The sequence below is a fragment of the Cypionkella sp. genome, from assembly GCF_030652235.1.
Taxonomy (GTDB): domain Bacteria; phylum Pseudomonadota; class Alphaproteobacteria; order Rhodobacterales; family Rhodobacteraceae; genus Cypionkella.
Genome location: NZ_JAUSBA010000050.1, coordinates 13,893 through 29,243 on the forward strand (window position 1 = coordinate 13,893; position 15,351 = coordinate 29,243).

16 protein-coding genes are annotated in these 15,351 nt (G+C 61.9%); 4 read left to right on the forward strand and 12 right to left on the reverse strand.

What is annotated here, in order from left to right; translation table 11 throughout:
• Positions 1–94 precede the first annotated feature (94 nt).
• Both Q7V03_RS17390 and Q7V03_RS17395 read right to left on the reverse strand, forming a co-directional pair.
• Complete coding sequence (locus tag Q7V03_RS17390; protein ID WP_304926857.1) at positions 95–781, reverse strand: HAD family hydrolase; 687 nt, start codon at positions 779–781, stop codon at positions 95–97.
• Between the two features lie 78 nt (positions 782–859).
• A complete protein-coding gene (locus tag Q7V03_RS17395) occupies positions 860–1,141 on the reverse strand; it encodes a DUF3572 domain-containing protein (protein ID WP_304926858.1) in 282 nt (93 codons plus the stop codon).
• Positions 1,142–1,296: 155 nt separating this feature from the next.
• Here Q7V03_RS17395 and Q7V03_RS17400 point away from each other — a divergent pair, with 155 nt between their 5' ends.
• Positions 1,297–2,667: a diguanylate cyclase gene (locus tag Q7V03_RS17400; protein ID WP_304926859.1), complete on the forward strand. Its 1,371-nt coding sequence runs from the start codon at positions 1,297–1,299 to the stop codon at positions 2,665–2,667.
• A 51-nt stretch (positions 2,668–2,718) separates the two neighbouring features.
• On the opposite strand, the gene Q7V03_RS17405 is transcribed toward Q7V03_RS17400, so the two are convergent.
• The 4 genes from Q7V03_RS17405 to Q7V03_RS17420 form a co-directional block, all read right to left on the reverse strand.
• Complete coding sequence (locus Q7V03_RS17405) at positions 2,719–3,237, reverse strand: periplasmic heavy metal sensor (protein WP_304926860.1); 519 nt, start codon at positions 3,235–3,237, stop codon at positions 2,719–2,721.
• Between the two features lie 3 nt (positions 3,238–3,240).
• Positions 3,241–3,579: a hypothetical protein gene (locus Q7V03_RS17410; RefSeq protein ID WP_304926861.1), complete on the reverse strand. Its 339-nt coding sequence runs from the start codon at positions 3,577–3,579 to the stop codon at positions 3,241–3,243.
• Positions 3,579–4,175, reverse strand: coding sequence for an RNA polymerase sigma factor (locus Q7V03_RS17415; RefSeq protein ID WP_304926862.1), 597 nt, complete (start codon positions 4,173–4,175; stop codon positions 3,579–3,581). The genes Q7V03_RS17410 and Q7V03_RS17415 overlap by 1 nt, the downstream gene beginning before the upstream one ends.
• 181 nt (positions 4,176–4,356) lie before the next feature.
• On the reverse strand, positions 4,357–4,986 hold the full coding sequence (locus Q7V03_RS17420) for an EF-hand domain-containing protein (protein ID WP_304926863.1): 630 nt from the start codon (positions 4,984–4,986) through the stop codon (positions 4,357–4,359).
• A 199-nt stretch (positions 4,987–5,185) separates the two neighbouring features.
• On the opposite strand from Q7V03_RS17420, the gene Q7V03_RS17425 reads away from it, so the two are divergent.
• The gene (locus Q7V03_RS17425) at positions 5,186–5,647 is read left to right on the forward strand and encodes a DUF983 domain-containing protein (RefSeq protein ID WP_304926864.1); all 462 of its coding nucleotides are present in this window, start codon (positions 5,186–5,188) and stop codon (positions 5,645–5,647) included.
• On the forward strand, positions 5,644–6,258 hold the full coding sequence (locus Q7V03_RS17430) for an NUDIX hydrolase (protein WP_304926865.1): 615 nt from the start codon (positions 5,644–5,646) through the stop codon (positions 6,256–6,258). Before Q7V03_RS17425 ends, Q7V03_RS17430 begins: the two co-directional genes overlap by 4 nt.
• A 209-nt stretch (positions 6,259–6,467) precedes the next feature.
• Here Q7V03_RS17430 and murD read toward each other — a convergent pair whose 3' ends face one another.
• On the reverse strand, positions 6,468–7,868 hold the full coding sequence (murD, locus tag Q7V03_RS17435; protein ID WP_304926866.1) for a UDP-N-acetylmuramoyl-L-alanine--D-glutamate ligase: 1,401 nt from the start codon (positions 7,866–7,868) through the stop codon (positions 6,468–6,470).
• A gap of 313 nt (positions 7,869–8,181) precedes the next feature.
• Here murD and Q7V03_RS17440 point away from each other — a divergent pair, with 313 nt between their 5' ends.
• A complete protein-coding gene (locus tag Q7V03_RS17440; protein WP_304926867.1) occupies positions 8,182–8,880 on the forward strand; it encodes a hypothetical protein in 699 nt (232 codons plus the stop codon).
• Positions 8,881–9,100: 220 nt separating this feature from the next.
• Here the strand turns inward: Q7V03_RS17440 and mraY are convergent, their stop codons facing one another.
• The 5 genes from mraY to Q7V03_RS17465 form a co-directional block, all read right to left on the reverse strand.
• Positions 9,101–10,183, reverse strand: coding sequence for a phospho-N-acetylmuramoyl-pentapeptide-transferase (gene mraY, locus Q7V03_RS17445; protein ID WP_304926868.1), 1,083 nt, complete (start codon positions 10,181–10,183; stop codon positions 9,101–9,103).
• 70 nt (positions 10,184–10,253) lie between these two features.
• A complete protein-coding gene (gene murF, locus Q7V03_RS17450; protein ID WP_304926939.1) occupies positions 10,254–11,690 on the reverse strand; it encodes a UDP-N-acetylmuramoyl-tripeptide--D-alanyl-D-alanine ligase in 1,437 nt (478 codons plus the stop codon).
• Between the two features lie 5 nt (positions 11,691–11,695).
• A complete protein-coding gene (locus Q7V03_RS17455; RefSeq protein ID WP_304926869.1) occupies positions 11,696–13,177 on the reverse strand; it encodes a UDP-N-acetylmuramoyl-L-alanyl-D-glutamate--2,6-diaminopimelate ligase in 1,482 nt (493 codons plus the stop codon).
• A gap of 15 nt (positions 13,178–13,192) precedes the next feature.
• Positions 13,193–14,980, reverse strand: coding sequence for a penicillin-binding protein 2 (locus Q7V03_RS17460; RefSeq protein WP_304926870.1), 1,788 nt, complete (start codon positions 14,978–14,980; stop codon positions 13,193–13,195).
• Positions 14,977–15,348 (reverse strand): cell division protein FtsL, encoded by a 372-nt coding sequence (locus Q7V03_RS17465; protein ID WP_304926871.1) that lies wholly within the window; start codon positions 15,346–15,348, stop codon positions 14,977–14,979. Before Q7V03_RS17465 ends, Q7V03_RS17460 begins: the two co-directional genes overlap by 4 nt.
• Positions 15,349–15,351: the final 3 nt, after the last annotated feature.

Sequence of the window (15,351 nt, forward strand, 5' to 3'; positions counted from 1 at the left end):
CGTGGACGCTGCTGGTGCCCAAGATGAACGAAACGCAGAGCCTTAGCGCACCACGTTCCCGACGCAAATGTGTCGTTTTTGTCCGACGCCCCGGTTAGACCGCCGCCAAGCCGTCAATCCAAGCGCCCAAATGGCTGATATCGGTCAAAACCACATCCGCATGAGCCTCAAGACCGGCGCGCACAGCGATCCCGGTCAGCACCGCCACCGCCTGCATTCCCGCAGCCCGGCCCGCATCCAGATCATGCAAACTGTCGCCCACCATGGCAACCCGCCCCGGTGTCAAACCACAGTGCCGCACAAAGGCCAAAAGCTGCCCCGGCGCGGGCTTGCCGCCAAAGCCGGAATCACAGCCCACCACGAAATCAAACAACTCCAACACCCCGGCCCCGGCCAAATGCCGCCGCGCTGGCGCCTCGGTGTCATTGGTCGCCAAGCCCAGCTTCAGCCCGCGCGCCCGCAAAGCCCCCAGCACGGCGGGCAAATCCACCGCTGGCACCATCGGCGCATCGGCAGACAGCTGGTTCATCCGCTCCAACAACTCGTCCAGCCCCAGCCCCGGCAGATGCGGCAGCAAAATATCGGCGATTTCGGGCGTGGTCATCGCGATCACCGGGCTGTCGATGGCAAAATCATTGCGCGCCGCATCATATCCCAACACCTGCGCCAGCCGCCCATCGGCATCGCCCAACTCGGCCAACAGGCTGCGTGTCCACGCGCCCCAAGACAGCCGAAAATCAAACAGCGTGCCGTCCTTGTCGAAAATCAGCGCCTCAATCATGCCAGTCTCCATTTGGTCAGCCTGCTGACCGGGGCTTTCTTTTGGCCGCACCCTGAAGCCTTGATCGAAAAAACGCAATCAGGTCCAGTTCGGCAACTGCCCACCCGGCAATTCTGTCCGCGCATGCATGACCGCCGTATAGGGCAGAGTGGAGGCATCGCAGAACCCGATAACCCGCGCATCATCCTCCATCAGAAAATCCAGCACCGCGCCCAAAAACACCGGATCACCCGCAAGTGCCGCCAATTCGCCCTGCCCCGCCCCTGTCGCGTTAAGGAATACCCCGACCAGATCATCCTGTGCCAAAAGCCACGCAAACGCCTGCAAAGCCAGAGTTTCAGCAGATTCCCGCTTATTCATGCCGTTTTCCCCAGGTTTTGCGCAGGTCATACCGAAATTGCGCTGCTGATCTATTAATTTTGGAAAGGATTTCTTAACCCTTTCTACGCCACAGTGGAAACACAAGCTTAACAATAGGTGCGGGTGTTTCGACAATGGTCGGCAAGATACTCATCGTGGACGATGTTGCGACGAATCGCATCGTCATGAAGGTCAGGCTGACGGCTGCGGGCTATACCCCGCTTTTGGCGGCGGATGGCGCCAGCGGTCTGAAACTTGCCCTGACCGAAGCACCGGATCTGATCCTGCTTGAACTTACCCTGCCCGATATGCCGGGGCTGCGGTTGCTAAAACGATTGCGGGCGGAACCCGGCTTGCGGCATGTGCCGATCGCAATCTGTTCGCCTGTGCTGGATGCCAAAGCGCGCTGTGCGTCATTCCGCGCCGGGGCCGATGATTTCCTGCAAAAACCGCTCGATGATCAAAACCTGCTTGCGCGGATTCGCAGCTTCATGCGCGCTCGCGATGAAGTGGAAGGCTACTCACCGCATCACGACGGCATCGCCATGCTGGGTCTGGCCGAAGCTCCGGCGACGTTTTATCAACCCGGTGTGATCGCCCTGATCACCCAACGCAGCGAAGTGGCGCTGAAACTGCGGCGCGATATGGCCCCGCATCTGACCGACCGCGTGCTTGTCATGTCGGCAGAAGAGGCGATGACCGAAGGCATGCATGACGGCACCACGCCGGATGTGTTTTTGATCGAATCCGATTTCAACGGTCCAGGCTCTGGTCTGCGGCTGATGTCAGAACTGCGCTCGCGCACCCACAGCCGACACGGCGCGTTTTGCGTGCAATCCAGCCGCGGATCGGCCATCGCGGCGGCGGTGGCGTTTGATCTTGGCGCGCATGATCTGGTGGCACATGGCATCCCGGCCGAAGAACTTGCGCTGCGGCTGGTCCGGCTGCTGGCGCGAAAACGCGAGGCCGATGCGATGCGGGCCTCGGTGCAAGACGGTTTGCGGCTGGCGATGATTGACAGCTTGACCGGCCTGCACAACCGCCGCTACGGCATGGCGCAACTCGCCGCCATCGCCGATATTTCCCGCCGATCGGGGCAGGAGTTTGCCGTGATGGTGGTCGATCTTGATCGCTTCAAGTCGGTGAACGATCGCTGGGGCCATGCTGCAGGCGACGCCGTGCTGATTGAGGTGGCACAAAGGCTGAACCGCAACCTGCGGGTGGGCGATCTGCTGGCCCGCATCGGTGGCGAAGAATTTCTCATCGCTTTGCCGGAAACCTCGCTCACCGAGGCCCGCAGCATTGCCGAACGCCTGTGCCACGCCATCGAAGAATCCCCGGTGCGAATCGGCGATTTTTCTGTTTTGCAGGTCACCGTCTCCATTGGTCTTGCCACCTCCGCCGATGCCTGCGCTCCCTGCGTCAAAGACACCTTGTCAGACCTGATCGACCGCGCCGACCGCGCCTTGCTTCACGCCAAATCGGCAGGCCGCAACCAAGTCACCATCAGCCGCACCGCCGCCTGACACGGTCAAGCAAAAGGCCGAAGAAGTGCCCCGGCCCCCACCCACCAATCCCTAAGGCTTCGGTGGTGACCCCTCATCGCCAAACTTATCCGGCCCGCCCTTGCGCCCCTGCTGCAAACGCTTCTCCAGACGGTCCGCAAACACCCGCCGCGCCTCGGGCGTCATTCCCACCAGCAGATCGCGCATCAAGCCCTGCCCCACCTCAAACCGCCCCGCCATCTGCACCCGTTGCGCCTCCAGCACCGTCGTCAGTTGGCCCGGATCAAACGGATCGGCCCGCAGCACGTCCAGCAAAACCTGTGCATCCTGCCCCGCCTCTTGCCGCGCCTGCCGCATCTCGGGCATCCGCGCCAGCAAAGCTTTGCGCAACGCCTTGCGATCCTCACGGCTCAACGCCTCGGAAAACGGACCAAAGCCGATCTCACGCACACCGCGCGGCCCGCCCTCTTCGTGATCCTTCAGAAACGAGCCCGCAAACACCCCCGCCACGGCCAGGTTCAGCGCCACCGAAACCGCCAGCGCGATCCGCAACCCCTTGCCCGGTGCTTTCACCTCAGCCGCTTCGCTCATCACCTATTCCTCTGCCAAAAGCACATCAAGCTGCGGCATCAAATCGACCTGATCGACCGAGCCCACAGCCCACATATCCGAAACCGCGCCCAGACCATCCGGCTGCACAAAGCCAAAAAACAACCCCACCACCGCAGCCGAGCCGACCCCCACCAAAGACCCTGCCCCGCCAAACAACGCAGCCAAGCCCGCCAACCACCCCGCGCGCGGCACCACAGCAGCCACCCACACAGGCCGCGCTTGCAGATCAGCCGCATCCGCCAAAACCCGCGCCACCAGCGCCTCCGACGGCTGCACCAAAGCCCGCGATGCCCCGGCCAACAGATCGTCAAGGTCATCCATCATTCCGCCTCCTCATAGCCTAAAGCCGCCCGCTGCCCTGATAAAAGTGCAGCCAAAGCCCGCTTGCCCCGCGCCGTCAGACTTTCCACCGCTTCCACGCCAATTTGCAGTATCTCGGCAATCTCGGGGTTGCTGAACCCCTCGATATGCCGCAACACCACCGCTTCGCGTTGCCGCTCGGGCAGGGCGGCCAAAGCCTGATCCAACGCCGCCATCCGGTCCGCCTCAATCATCCCCGCCACCACAGACGCAGCGCCATCCGCAGGCTCGGCCACATCATCGAGCGCCTCGGCCCGGCGCCGCCTGCGCGCCCGCAAGCGGTCCGTACACAGATTGGCCACCACCCGGTAAATCCAGGTCGAGACTTTCGCCTCCCCCTGTCGCCACTCCGGTGCCACCTTCCACAACCGCAGCATCGCTTCCTGTGCCACATCCTCGGCCTCGGCCCGGTCTGCCAGCATCCGCCCGGCATAGCCCAAAACCCGCGGCAACAGCCGCCCAGCCAGCAGCCGTGCGGCATCCGGGTCGCCATGGGCATAAAGCACCACCAGCGCCTCATCAGCCAAGTCTGCAAGGGTATCGCGCGGCATTGTCATCCTGTGATCGGGCTTACCCGGCTTGCCCCGGGCTCGCAACATTTTGCAACAGATATGGGTTTCACTGTGACGTGGGGTCTGCCGCAACAACCGCAAACCCCACCCCTAACGCCGCGATCCCAACCAAAGCCTGTGGGGATCTTCGGCCCTGACCCAGATCAGGACGTCTGATCAGGTTTGATCAATTCGCCGGTTCATTCCCTGCATCTTGGCCGCCATCCGGCCCGCCCATCATGTCATCCTCCATCGGAGGACGCGGCTTGCCATGCCCATCTTTGCCGTGCTTGCCGTGGCCCTTGCCATGCTTCTCATGCATCGCCTTGCGCGCGGCATCGACCTCATCTTGGGTGACCGCCCCGTCTGCATTGGCGTCGATCCGGTCAAACAGCATCTCCGGCCCCGGTCGCGCCGCCATCTCGGCCGCACTCAGCAGCCCATCGCCATCCGTGTCCATCTTCTTGACCATCTCCGCCGAGCGTGCCTTGATCCGATCGGTCGAGGCTGCAATCCGCGGTGCCGCCAGCTCATCCGCCGAGATTTTGCCATCCGCATTGGCGTCAATTTCCTTGACCTTGGCGGCGCGGAACGCCTCGACCTCGGCCTTGGTCACTTTGCCGTCTTTGTCGGCGTCCAAAGTGGCGAAATCAAACCCGCCATGCGGTGGCTTTGGTGGCGTCGCATCCTGCGCATAGGCCGCAGCCCCCATCAAAGCCGCCACCAGAATCAAGGCCGACCCTGCCAGTTTCGGATTTCCCGCCAGTGTGCTGTAGCGCGCCAATTTGGTGTTGATCGCCGATTTACTGTGAAGCATTTTCTTCTCCTGAAGCTCGCCACAGCCTCTGCTATGGCGTTCATACCAAGATAAACGCCGCAGCTTTCGGTTTCCGTCGCGCCCCGCTGCTTGATTTATTTTCAAGCCCGCTTGCGACAAAGCAGCGCCCCCCCGTGTAAGTACTCAACTTTCATCCCCATATCGCTTAGAACATGCTTCTTGCATTCAGGATTTTCCGATGACCGACGCTGCCCTACACCTCGACACTGATCATGAAGCCGCTGATCTTCATACCCATGATCACGACGCCTTCGCCGAGCGTCCGGCTTGGCCCGCCCTGCGCCGGGGTTGGGCGCGGCGATGCCCGAATTGCGGCGCAGGCCCGCTGCTGAAAGGCTATCTCAAGGTGCGCGAAAGCTGCCCTGTGTGTTCCGAAGACTTCACCCCGCAGCGCGCCGATGATGGCCCGGCCTACCTTACCATCCTGATCGTCGGCCATCTGATGGCACCGCTCTTGATGTTCGTCTTCGTGAAATACCGGCCCGAGCCTGCCACGCTGATCACCCTCTTCTCCATCGGCACCGTGGCACTGTCGCTCTATCTGCTGCCGCGCCTGAAAGGCGCGCTGGTCGGGCTGCAATGGGCCAAACGAATGCATGGTTTTGGCCGCACCACCCCCACCACGCCCGAGCAGTTGTGAGCAATCCCGCAGCCGAAGCGATCCGCCCCGCCGCCACCATCGTGCTGTGGCGGCCTGCGGGCTCCGGATTTGAGGTGCTGATGGGCCAGCGCGGCCATGCCGCCGCCTTCATGCCGTCGAAATACGTCTTCCCCGGTGGCAGCGTCGATGCCGAAGATGCCACCGATGCGCTGCCCGGCCTGGGTACCGATTGCGCCCACCGCCTGACGCTGAACTGCCCCGCAGATGCCCCCACGCCGGGAACGCTTGCGACCGCAGCCCTGCGCGAACTGACCGAAGAAACCGGGCTTTCGCTGCCGGGTCCCGCCCCCGGTGCTTTGCACTTCATGTTCCGCGCGATCACCCCGCCGGGCCGCACGCGCCGCTTTGACGCCCGCTTCTTCCTCACCTCCGCCGCAGGCGTCACAGGTGACACAGAGGTCTTCTCCGACACCCTGACCGAACTGTCGCACCTGCACTGGATCGGCCTTGCGGAAGCCCGCGCGCTCGATCTGCCCTTCATCACTGAAGTTGTGCTCGCCGAAGTCACCGCCCTGTTAAACGGCCACCCCCAACCCGGCGTGCCGTTCTTCGATAACTCTGGTCCCGTGCCGACGTTCCGCAGGCTGTAAGCAAACCGCAGCGCCCAAAACCAGCTCCTCAGGTCATCCTCTCTGCTCAAATATCCCCGCCGGAGGCACATTAGGCCAGCCGCAGAAGCCTCCGGCGGGAGTATTTCAAAAAGAGCAAATCGGCAGAAAGCTTAACACTTCCTGAACGCAGCTCCATAACTCTTTGAACCAAAATGAAATAAAAATGGTCCCGCGTCGGGACCGTCCACTCACCCCAGCAAAGCCTTCACCCGCGCGGTAAAATCATCGCCCCGCACCTCAAAATTCGGATACTGATCAAACGAGGATGCCGCCGGGGCCAGCAACACTACCTCCCCCGCCACAGCCTCCTCAGCAGCCCGGCTGACCGCCCGCTCGATCGTCTCACAAATCTCATAAGGGGTGTCGCCCAATTCCAGCGCAAACTCACGCGCCGAATGGCCGATCAAGTAAGCCTTCAACACCGATCCCAGATGCGGCGTAAGCCCCGCAATGCCACCTTCCTTGCCCATCCCCCCGGCAATCCAGCGGATCTTCGCAAACGCCTGCAACGCCTTGCCCGCCGCATCGACATTGGTGGCCTTGCTGTCATTGACAAACCGCACCCCGGCCTTCTCGCCCACCAACTGGCTGCGATGCGGCAGCCCTGCAAACGAATGAAACGCGGTCTCAATCAGCTTCGGCCCGATCCCGAGAGACCGACAGGCCGCATAAGCCGCGCAAGCATTCTGATGATTATGCGCCCCCGGCAGCCCCGCCACTTCGCGCAGATCGACCGAGGCCACCTGCTTGCCCCGCCGCCATTCCGCCAAAAACCCCTTGCGGACAAACACCGCCCAGCCAAAGCCCTCTAGCTTCTGCCCCGAAGATATTCGGATCACCCGATCATCCTGCGGCCCCTCGGCCAACTGATTGGCGAGAAACCGACCCTCAACCTCGTCCACCCCAATCACCGCTCGATCCGGCCCCCCTTCGGCAAACAGCCGCCGCTTGGCCGCGAAATAGCCGCCCATTCCGGCGTGACGATCCAGATGATCTGGCGAGAGATTGGTGAACACCGCCACATCCGGCGTCAGGCTGCGCGCGAGGTCGGTTTGATAGGAGGACAACTCCAGCACCACCACCTCACCATCCTGCGCGGGTTCGATATCCAGCACCCCGCGACCGATATTGCCCGCCATCTGCGTCGCCCGCCCCGCCACCTCCAAAATGTGGTGGATCAGCGCCGTGGTGGTGGATTTACCGTTCGATCCGGTGACGCAGATCACCCGGGGGGTGATGTCGAAATCGTCCCACTCCGGCCCCGCAAAGCTGCGGAAGAACAGGCCGATATCGTTGTCGAGCGGCACCCCGGCCTCCAGGGCCCGCGCGATCACTTTGTTCGGGGTGGGGTAAAGATGCGGGATGCCGGGCGAGGTGATCAGCGCCACTACGCCCTCAAAGGCGCCGGCGCGGGTCAGGTCGGTGCAGGTGAAACCCTCGGCCTCGGCCTTAAAACGGGCTTCGAGGCTGTCGTCCCAGATCAGCACCTCGGCCCCACCTTCAATCAGGGCTCGGGTGGTGGCAAGGCCAGAGCGGCCCAGACCCAGCACGGCCACTTTTTGGCCCTCGTAGCCTTTTACGGGAATCATCGCAGCCTCCGGTTTTATCTGGGCCTGACAATGCCCCGAGCTGGGGGGGCGGGGCAAGACGGCATCTGTCCGCGCGTGGACCGAGGGGCGGTGTATTATTTATCAATGGGTTAGAAGTAGGGCATTAGGGATTTGTTAGGGTTTGCCGTCGTGGCGGGGTAAACCGCGCTCTCCGGTTGGCAAAGCTGCGTGAGGTGAGTCTCCACCGCAACACTCTGGCCCCACCGCTGGACGTTTGCCCCTCAAAGCTGGTCGCCGTCAGCTTGCGGCTCTATGCTTTATCGCAGCAGTCAAAAACAAGAAAGTGACGATTATGCAGGTTCTGAGCAAGCACATCCTTGCCATCCTTGGCTTTATTCTGACAGCATCGGTGGCCCAGGCCGAGATGACAGGCGGGCAGGTCAAGCTCTCGCAATCGGGGTTTACCGATGATTTCTCGGTCGCAAAGACCAATATCAGCGGATCAGTCGAATTGGCGTTTGGGCCTCAGTTCGGCATGCAGATGGATCTGGGCGTCAATATGCTGAACTTCGCCGATGAGACTGCGACCAATTTTGTCACCCACGGCACCTATAAGCTGGGCGACAGCACGGCCTTGGGTGCGTTTTACGGCATGGATGCAGTGAATGGCGGGCGCACCGATGTTTACGGGGTTGAGGCGGCGCAGAACTTTGGCACCGGCGGCGTGCAGGGCTATCTTGGCCGTGCCGAGGACGGCGACGGCAGCGGCACGGTGCTGGGCGTCAGCGGCGGCATGGTGATGGGCAATGGCGTGGGCATTGGCGGCTCGCTGGATCACGGCTCGTTTGATGGTGCTTCGCTGACCCGCTACGGGTTGCGCGGTTCTTTCGGCTTGGGAGACAGCTCGAAAATGTTCGCAGAGCTTGGGGCGCTGAACACCGATACTGGCTCGGAAACCTATGCCAAGATCGGTGCTACCTATAATTTTGGCACGAATTCTGGGTTGATGTTTGGCGACCGCAGCCTGTTCAACCTGCTGCCGGGCTTGTAAGCGCAGATCGGTCTCGGGTTTCATCTGTTTCCAAACATCCCCGCCGGAGGCATCCGTGATTTATCTCAGGAGCCTCCGGCGGGAGTATTTAGGCCAGTCTGAAAACCTTTTTACGGCCAAGATCCGAAGGGGCGAGGCCACAGGTCGCGGGACCAAATTTTAATCTTGTTTAAGCCAAACAAATGCCCGGTGCAGATCGCTCCGGGCATTTTACTGCGCCTCAGCGCACCTTCAGCGTGGCAAGGCCGATCATCGCAAGGATCAGACTGATGATCCAGAACCGGATGACGATTTGCGGCTCGGCCCAGCCTTTTTTCTCAAAATGGTGGTGAATCGGGGCCATCAGGAACACCCGCTTGCCAGTGCGTTTGAAGTACAGCACTTGGATGATCACGCTGAGCGCCTCAACCACGAAGAGACCGCCGACGATGGCGAGGACGATTTCGTGTTTGGTGCAGACGGCGATCGCCCCCAAAGCGCCGCCCAAGGCGAGGCTTCCGGTATCGCCCATGAACACCGCCGCCGGGGGGGCATTGTACCACAGAAAGCCGAGGCCGCCGCCAAACAAAGCGGCGGCGAACACCAGCAACTCGCCTGAGCCCGGAACGAAATGCACTCCGAGATATTCAGCAAAGTTAAAGTTACCGACAATGTAGGAGATTACCCCCAAGGTACCGCCCGCGATCATCACCGGCATGATGGCAAGGCCGTCTAAACCGTCGGTTAGGTTCACCGCATTGGCGGCGCCGACGATGACAATCATGCCGAAGGGGATGAAGAACACGCCGAAATCCAGCAGCACGTTTTTGAACAAAGGCAACGCCAGTTGGTTGGTCAACTCGGGCGGATGGAAGCTTGAGGCGGCATAGGTGGCCAGCGCTGCGATCAACAGACCCGCGATCATCCGTACCCGGCCAGAAACGCCCTTGGTGTTTTGCTTGGTGACTTTAGCGTAATCGTCGGCGAAACCGATCAGACCGAAGGCCAGCGTCACCAGCACCACGATCCAGACGTAGGGGTTGTCGAGCCGCGCCCACATCAGGGTCGAGACCGTCAGCGCCGACAGGATCAAAAGCCCGCCCATGGTGGGGGTGCCAGCTTTGATGAAGTGGCTTTGCGGGCCATCGTCGCGGATCGGTTGGCCCTTGCCTTGCTTGCGGCGCAGCAGGTCGATCAAGGGTCGGCCAAAGATGAAGCCGAAGATCAGTGCGGTGGCAAAAGCGCAACCGGCACGGAAGGTAATGTAGCGAAACAGGTTGAAGACGTCGCCGCCATCCGAAAACTCGGTGAGCCAATACAGCATTACGCTTCTCCTTGTTGCGAGAGCATTACGCTTCTCTTTGGTGCGCGGGGGGACGGCATGATCCCGCGCCTTATTGCTTGGTGTCGGGCGCTGGGTGCCCCAATTTGCGCAGGGCGTCAACGATCAGGCTGACCTTTATGCCCTTCGAGCCCTTCACCAGCAGGATATCCCCTGCGTCAATCAGGCTACGCGGGCGGGCGGCAAGGTCGCGGGCATCGGCCACCCACTCGCCACGTTGCGCGCGGGGAAGGTTTTGCCACAGCGTTTTCATCCGGGGCCCGACGCAGTGGATCAGGTCGATTTTGTTCAGAAGCGGGTGTTGGGCTATGGCTTCGTGCAAAGCGATTTCGGTCGGGCCAAGCTCTAGCATATCGCCGAGGATGGCGATGCGGCGGCCCTTGCCGACGCGGCCGATGCCGTCTTGCGGGGTGGCGGCGATCAGCACATCCAAGGCGGCGGCCAGCGAGGTCGGGTTGGCGTTGAAGGCATCGTCGATCAGATCGAAGCTGGTTTCTTCCACGATATCAAGGGTGATATGTTCGCGCGTGCCGCGGCCTGCGGGGGGTTGCCAGCGACCAAGGTCACTTGCAGCAATCATCGGGTCGAGGTGCAGGGCATCGGCGACGGCGAGCGCGCCCAGACCATTGGCGGCGAAATGGCGGCCGGGGCTGAGGACTTTGAACAGGCTCGGGGTGCCTTGCCGTGTGGCTAGCACGATGGTGGCGATGTCGCAGAGGGTGACTTGGGTCAGGTGGTAGTCGGCGGTGGCGGTGGTGCCAAAGGTGATGGCTTTGGCCCCGACTGCGGCAGCTTTGGCTTGCAGGATCGGGGTGATGCTTTGGTCACTTGGGAAAATCGCGGTGCCACCGGGGCGCAGGCCGTCGAAAATCGCGGCTTTCTCGTGGGCGATGCCCTCAAGGTCGGTGAACGCTTCCAGATGCGCCGCGGCCACGATGGTGATCAGCGCGACGTCGAGATCAGCCATACGGGCCAAGGGCGCAATTTCGCCGGGGTGGTTCATGCCAATCTCGATCACCGCGAAATCGGTGTCTGGCGGCATGCGGGCGAGGGTCAGCGGCACGCCCCAGTGGTTGTTATAGCTGGCTTCGGCGGCATGGGTCTTGCCTTGGCCAGACAGGATGCTGCGCAGCATTTCCTTGGTTGAAGTTTTGCCGACTGAACCCGTCACCCCCACCACTTTCGCTGCGGTCCGGGCGCGCGCAGCTTGGCCCAGTTTTTCCAGCGCGTGCAGCACGTCATCCACGATCAGCAGCGGGGCATCGGGGGCTGTGCCTTCGGGAACATGCGACACAAGGGCAGCGGCGGCCCCCTTTTTCAATGCCTGAGCGACAAACTCGTGACCGTCACGCATATCTTTCAGCGCTACGAACAGATCACCTGGCTTAATGGTGCGGGTGTCGATCGAGACTCCGGTGGCGATCCATGTGGCGGTCGAGCGGCCATTGGTGGCGGTGACGGCGTCGGCTGAGGTCCACAGTTCGGGCAAAGGTTTCATAGCAATCCATCCAGTGCGGCGACAGCGATGCTGGCCTGTTCCACATCGTCAAACGGGTAAATGTTGCCCATGATCACCTGACCGCTCTCATGCCCCTTGCCCGCGACCAACAAAGCGTCACCGGGTTGCAGGGCATCGACGGCAAGCAGAATTGCCTCGGCACGGTCGCCGACCTCATTGGCTTCGGGACATGCGGCCATGATGGCGGCACGGATAAGGGCGGGGTCTTCCGAGCGCGGGTTATCGTCGGTGACATAAAGCACATCGGCGTTGTCGCGCGCAGCGGCCCCCATCAGCGGGCGCTTGGTGGTGTCGCGGTCGCCGCCTGCGCCGAACACCACGATGACCCGGCCCATCACATGCGGGCGCAAAGCGCGCAGCGCGGTTTGCAAAGCATCGGGGGTGTGGGCGTAATCGACGAACACCGAGGCGCCATTCAGCCGCGTGCCCGCCAGTTGCATCCGGCCCCGCACACCCGAAAGCTGCGGCAGCACGGCGAACACATCGCGGGCGGATTCGCCTGCCCCGATCACCAGACCTGCCGCCAAGGCGACATTTTCGGCCTGAAAGCCGCCAATCAGGTTCAGCCGCACTTGGTAGGGCGTGCCCTTCCATTCATAGCGCACATCCTGACCCGATGCGTCAAAGCGCTGGCCGAGGATGCGCAGATCGCAGCCTTCGCCGGTGCCGACCGAAATCAGGCCTTGGCCGCGTGCCACCGCGATCAGCGCCACCTCATGGCCCTTGGGGTCGTTCATATTGATCACCGCCACGCCATCTTCGGGCAGCACGCGGTCGAACAACGCGGCTTTGGCGGCGAAATAAGCCTCAAAGGTGTGGTGATAATCCAGATGGTCTTGGGTGAAGTTGGTGAAGCCCGCCGCTTTCAGTCGCACGCCATCCATCCGGCGCTGATCAAGTCCGTGCGAGGATGCCTCCATCGCGGCATGGCTAACGCCCTCAACCGCAGCCAAAGACAGCATCCTGTGCAAAGTGATCGGGTCGGGCGTGGTATGGGCAGACGGCGCAGACCATGCGCCTTCAACCCCGGTGGTGCCGATGTTAATCGCAGCATAGCCCAAAGCCATCCAGATTTGCCGCGCAAAGGTCGCTACGGAAGTTTTGCCATTGGTGCCAGTCACCGCCACCATCACGGCGGGCTGGCTGCCAAACCACAGGCTTGCCGCACGCGCTATCGCCTCACGCGGGTCTTCTGCGACGATCAGGGCAGCATCAGAATCGGCCAAAACCTGTGCCGCCAGCCGTGCCCCTGCGGCATCGGTCAGGATGGCAACTGCGCCGCGCGCCAAGGCCAGCTCGATATAGCTTGCGCCATGCACCGCGGAGCCCGGCATCGCGGCGAACAGAAAGCCATCTTCCACCGCGCGGCTGTCCAGCGTGATGCCGCGCAGCACCGGGTTGCGGCCTTCGCGGGCGGTCAGGCCCAGGTCTGCGAGTGTTTTTGTCCGATCTGCCACAACATACCCCCAAGCTTAATTCTTGACGGCTACTAGCCCATCCAAGCTGGCGGCTTCAACCTGTGGCCGCATCCCCAGTAACGGGGCCGCACGGCGAATGATCTCGGCGGCAACAGGGACGGCGGTCCAGCCCGCAGTGCGGCGCGGTTTTGACCCGGTGTTTTCCGAAGGCTCGTCCAGCGTCACCACCAGCACATATTTCGGATCATTTGCGGGGAACACAGAGGCGAACGTATTGATCACCTTATCATCGTAATAACCGCCGCCGCGCTTGGTTTTCTCGGCGGTGCCGGTCTTGCCCGCCACCGCATAACCCGGCACATCGCCCAAGCTGGCGGTGCCTTCGGTGACGACGCGGCGCATCATGCCGACGGCCAGAAGCGCCACACGTTTCGACAAAATCCGTTCCCCCTGCATCGGCTCGGTGCGTTTGAGCAGCGTCGGCGTCACCTTGATGCCGCCATTGGCGATGCTGGCGTAAGCAGTGGCAAGGTTCAGCGGGCTGCCCGAGATGCCATGGCCGTAAGCGGCAGTAATCGTGACGATTTCCGGCCAGCGCGCCGGGCGCAGCGGCTTCGCACCCTTTGCTTCCACCAGTTCCACCGGAGAGGCATCGAACAGGCCCAAAGCTTTCAAGAACGCCTGCTGACGCTCGCCACCAATCATCATCGCGATATGGGCGGTGCCAACATTGGAGGATTTTGCAATGATATCAGACACCGACAGCAGTGGGCCATAGTTGTGGCCCTCAAACTCATTGATCTTGAATTTGCCAAAATACATCGGCGCATTGGCATCAACAAGGGTTTCGGGCGTAAGCAGCCCCAACTCGATGGCCTGCGCTGCGGCGAAGATTTTGAAGGTCGAGCCCAACTCATAAACGCCTTGCACCGCGCGGTTGAACAGCGGGCTGTCAGACGGCTCGCCCGAGGTCGGGTTGGCGGGGCGGTCGTTCGGATCAAACGTCGGGCCAGCGGCAAGGGCGACGATTTCGCCGGTGTTGACATCCATCAGAATCGCGGCACCACCCTTGGCGTTCATCATGGTGATGCCCGCTCCCAAGACATCCTCGACCGCCGCTTGCACGGTGATATCCAGCGAAGTGACCAAAGGCGTGCCCGCTTGGGCCGGATCGCGCAGGCGCGCGTCGGCAAATCTTTCCAGCCCGGCGGTGCCGATCACTTCGGCGCTGTTGACGCCTTCTGCGCCAAAGGACGAGCCCCCAAGGACATGGGCGGCCAAGGTGCCATTGGGGTAAAGCCGCATCTCACGCGGGCCAAACAACAAGCCGGGGTCGCCGATTTCATGCACCATTTGCATCTGTTCGGGCGACAGCACCTTGCGCACCCAAAGGAAACTGCGGCCATCGATGAAACGCCGCAGCAGGGCTTTCTCATCCAGATCAGGGAAGATCACGGCCAGTTCGCGGGCGACACGGGCGGGATCAATCAGATCGCGGGTTTGCACATACAGCGCATGGGTCAGCATGTTGGTGGCAAGGATCCGGCCATTGCGGTCGACAATATCGGCGCGACCCGCATCAATTTCGGTGCCTGCCGAGGCGGTACGCGGCTCGATCGGTTCCGAGGCCGCAATCGTGCCCATCCGCGCGCCGATCAGGGTGAAAGCGCCGAAAAAGCACAAAGCGAGGATGACGAGGCGGACTTGGGCAGAGCCACGGGATTTGTCGCGCATGACTTCGTGGCGCAGACGCAGGTTTTCGCGCTCGATGCTGTCGGGGTTCTCGCCCCTTTGGCGGGCGTGCAGGATGCGGGCAAGCGGGCGCAGGGGCGTGCGGGTCATGGCGTTTGCGCTTCTTTTGTCGCGGCAAGCGTGCCAGACACCATTTCCCCGCCCTCAATCGGCAGGTTGGTGATCAAAGGTGCAGGCGGGAAGGTGATTTGGCTGGTGACACCGAATTGCGAGGGCAGCATGGGGAGCAGTTCCAGCCGGTCAAAGTTCAGCGTCGCCAGATCGCGCAGCCGGTCGGGACGGTTCAGATAGGCCCATTCGGCGCGCTCGATCGACAGGCTTTCGCGCAACGTGCCGATTTCGTTTTGCAGGTTAGTGACATCGCGCAGCGAGGCTTGAGTCGCATAATTCTCACGATAGGCCCAAAACCCCAACGCCATCACAGCGAGAAACGACAGAACGTAAAGCACGGGGCGCATGGC

Excerpts from the sequence above, each read along its gene's own strand:
- Q7V03_RS17390 (WP_304926857.1), bottom strand. The coding sequence starts at position 781 with ATGATTGAGGCGCTGATTTTCGACAAGGACGGCACGCTGTTTGATTTT.
- Q7V03_RS17395 (WP_304926858.1), bottom strand. The coding sequence starts at position 1,141 with ATGAATAAGCGGGAATCTGCTGAAACTCTGGCTTTGCAGGCGTTTGCG.
- Q7V03_RS17405 (WP_304926860.1), bottom strand. The coding sequence starts at position 3,237 with ATGAGCGAAGCGGCTGAGGTGAAAGCACCGGGCAAGGGGTTGCGGATC.
- Q7V03_RS17410 (WP_304926861.1), bottom strand. The coding sequence starts at position 3,579 with ATGGATGACCTTGACGATCTGTTGGCCGGGGCATCGCGGGCTTTGGTG.
- Q7V03_RS17415 (WP_304926862.1), bottom strand. The coding sequence starts at position 4,175 with ATGACAATGCCGCGCGATACCCTTGCAGACTTGGCTGATGAGGCGCTG.
- Q7V03_RS17420 (WP_304926863.1), bottom strand. The coding sequence starts at position 4,986 with ATGCTTCACAGTAAATCGGCGATCAACACCAAATTGGCGCGCTACAGC.
- Q7V03_RS17425 (WP_304926864.1), top strand. The coding sequence starts at position 5,186 with ATGACCGACGCTGCCCTACACCTCGACACTGATCATGAAGCCGCTGAT.
- murD (WP_304926866.1), bottom strand. The coding sequence starts at position 7,868 with ATGATTCCCGTAAAAGGCTACGAGGGCCAAAAAGTGGCCGTGCTGGGT.
- Q7V03_RS17440 (WP_304926867.1), top strand. The coding sequence starts at position 8,182 with ATGCAGGTTCTGAGCAAGCACATCCTTGCCATCCTTGGCTTTATTCTG.
- mraY (WP_304926868.1), bottom strand. The coding sequence starts at position 10,183 with ATGCTGTATTGGCTCACCGAGTTTTCGGATGGCGGCGACGTCTTCAAC.
- Q7V03_RS17460 (WP_304926870.1), bottom strand. The coding sequence starts at position 14,980 with ATGACCCGCACGCCCCTGCGCCCGCTTGCCCGCATCCTGCACGCCCGC.
- Q7V03_RS17465 (WP_304926871.1), bottom strand. The coding sequence starts at position 15,348 with ATGCGCCCCGTGCTTTACGTTCTGTCGTTTCTCGCTGTGATGGCGTTG.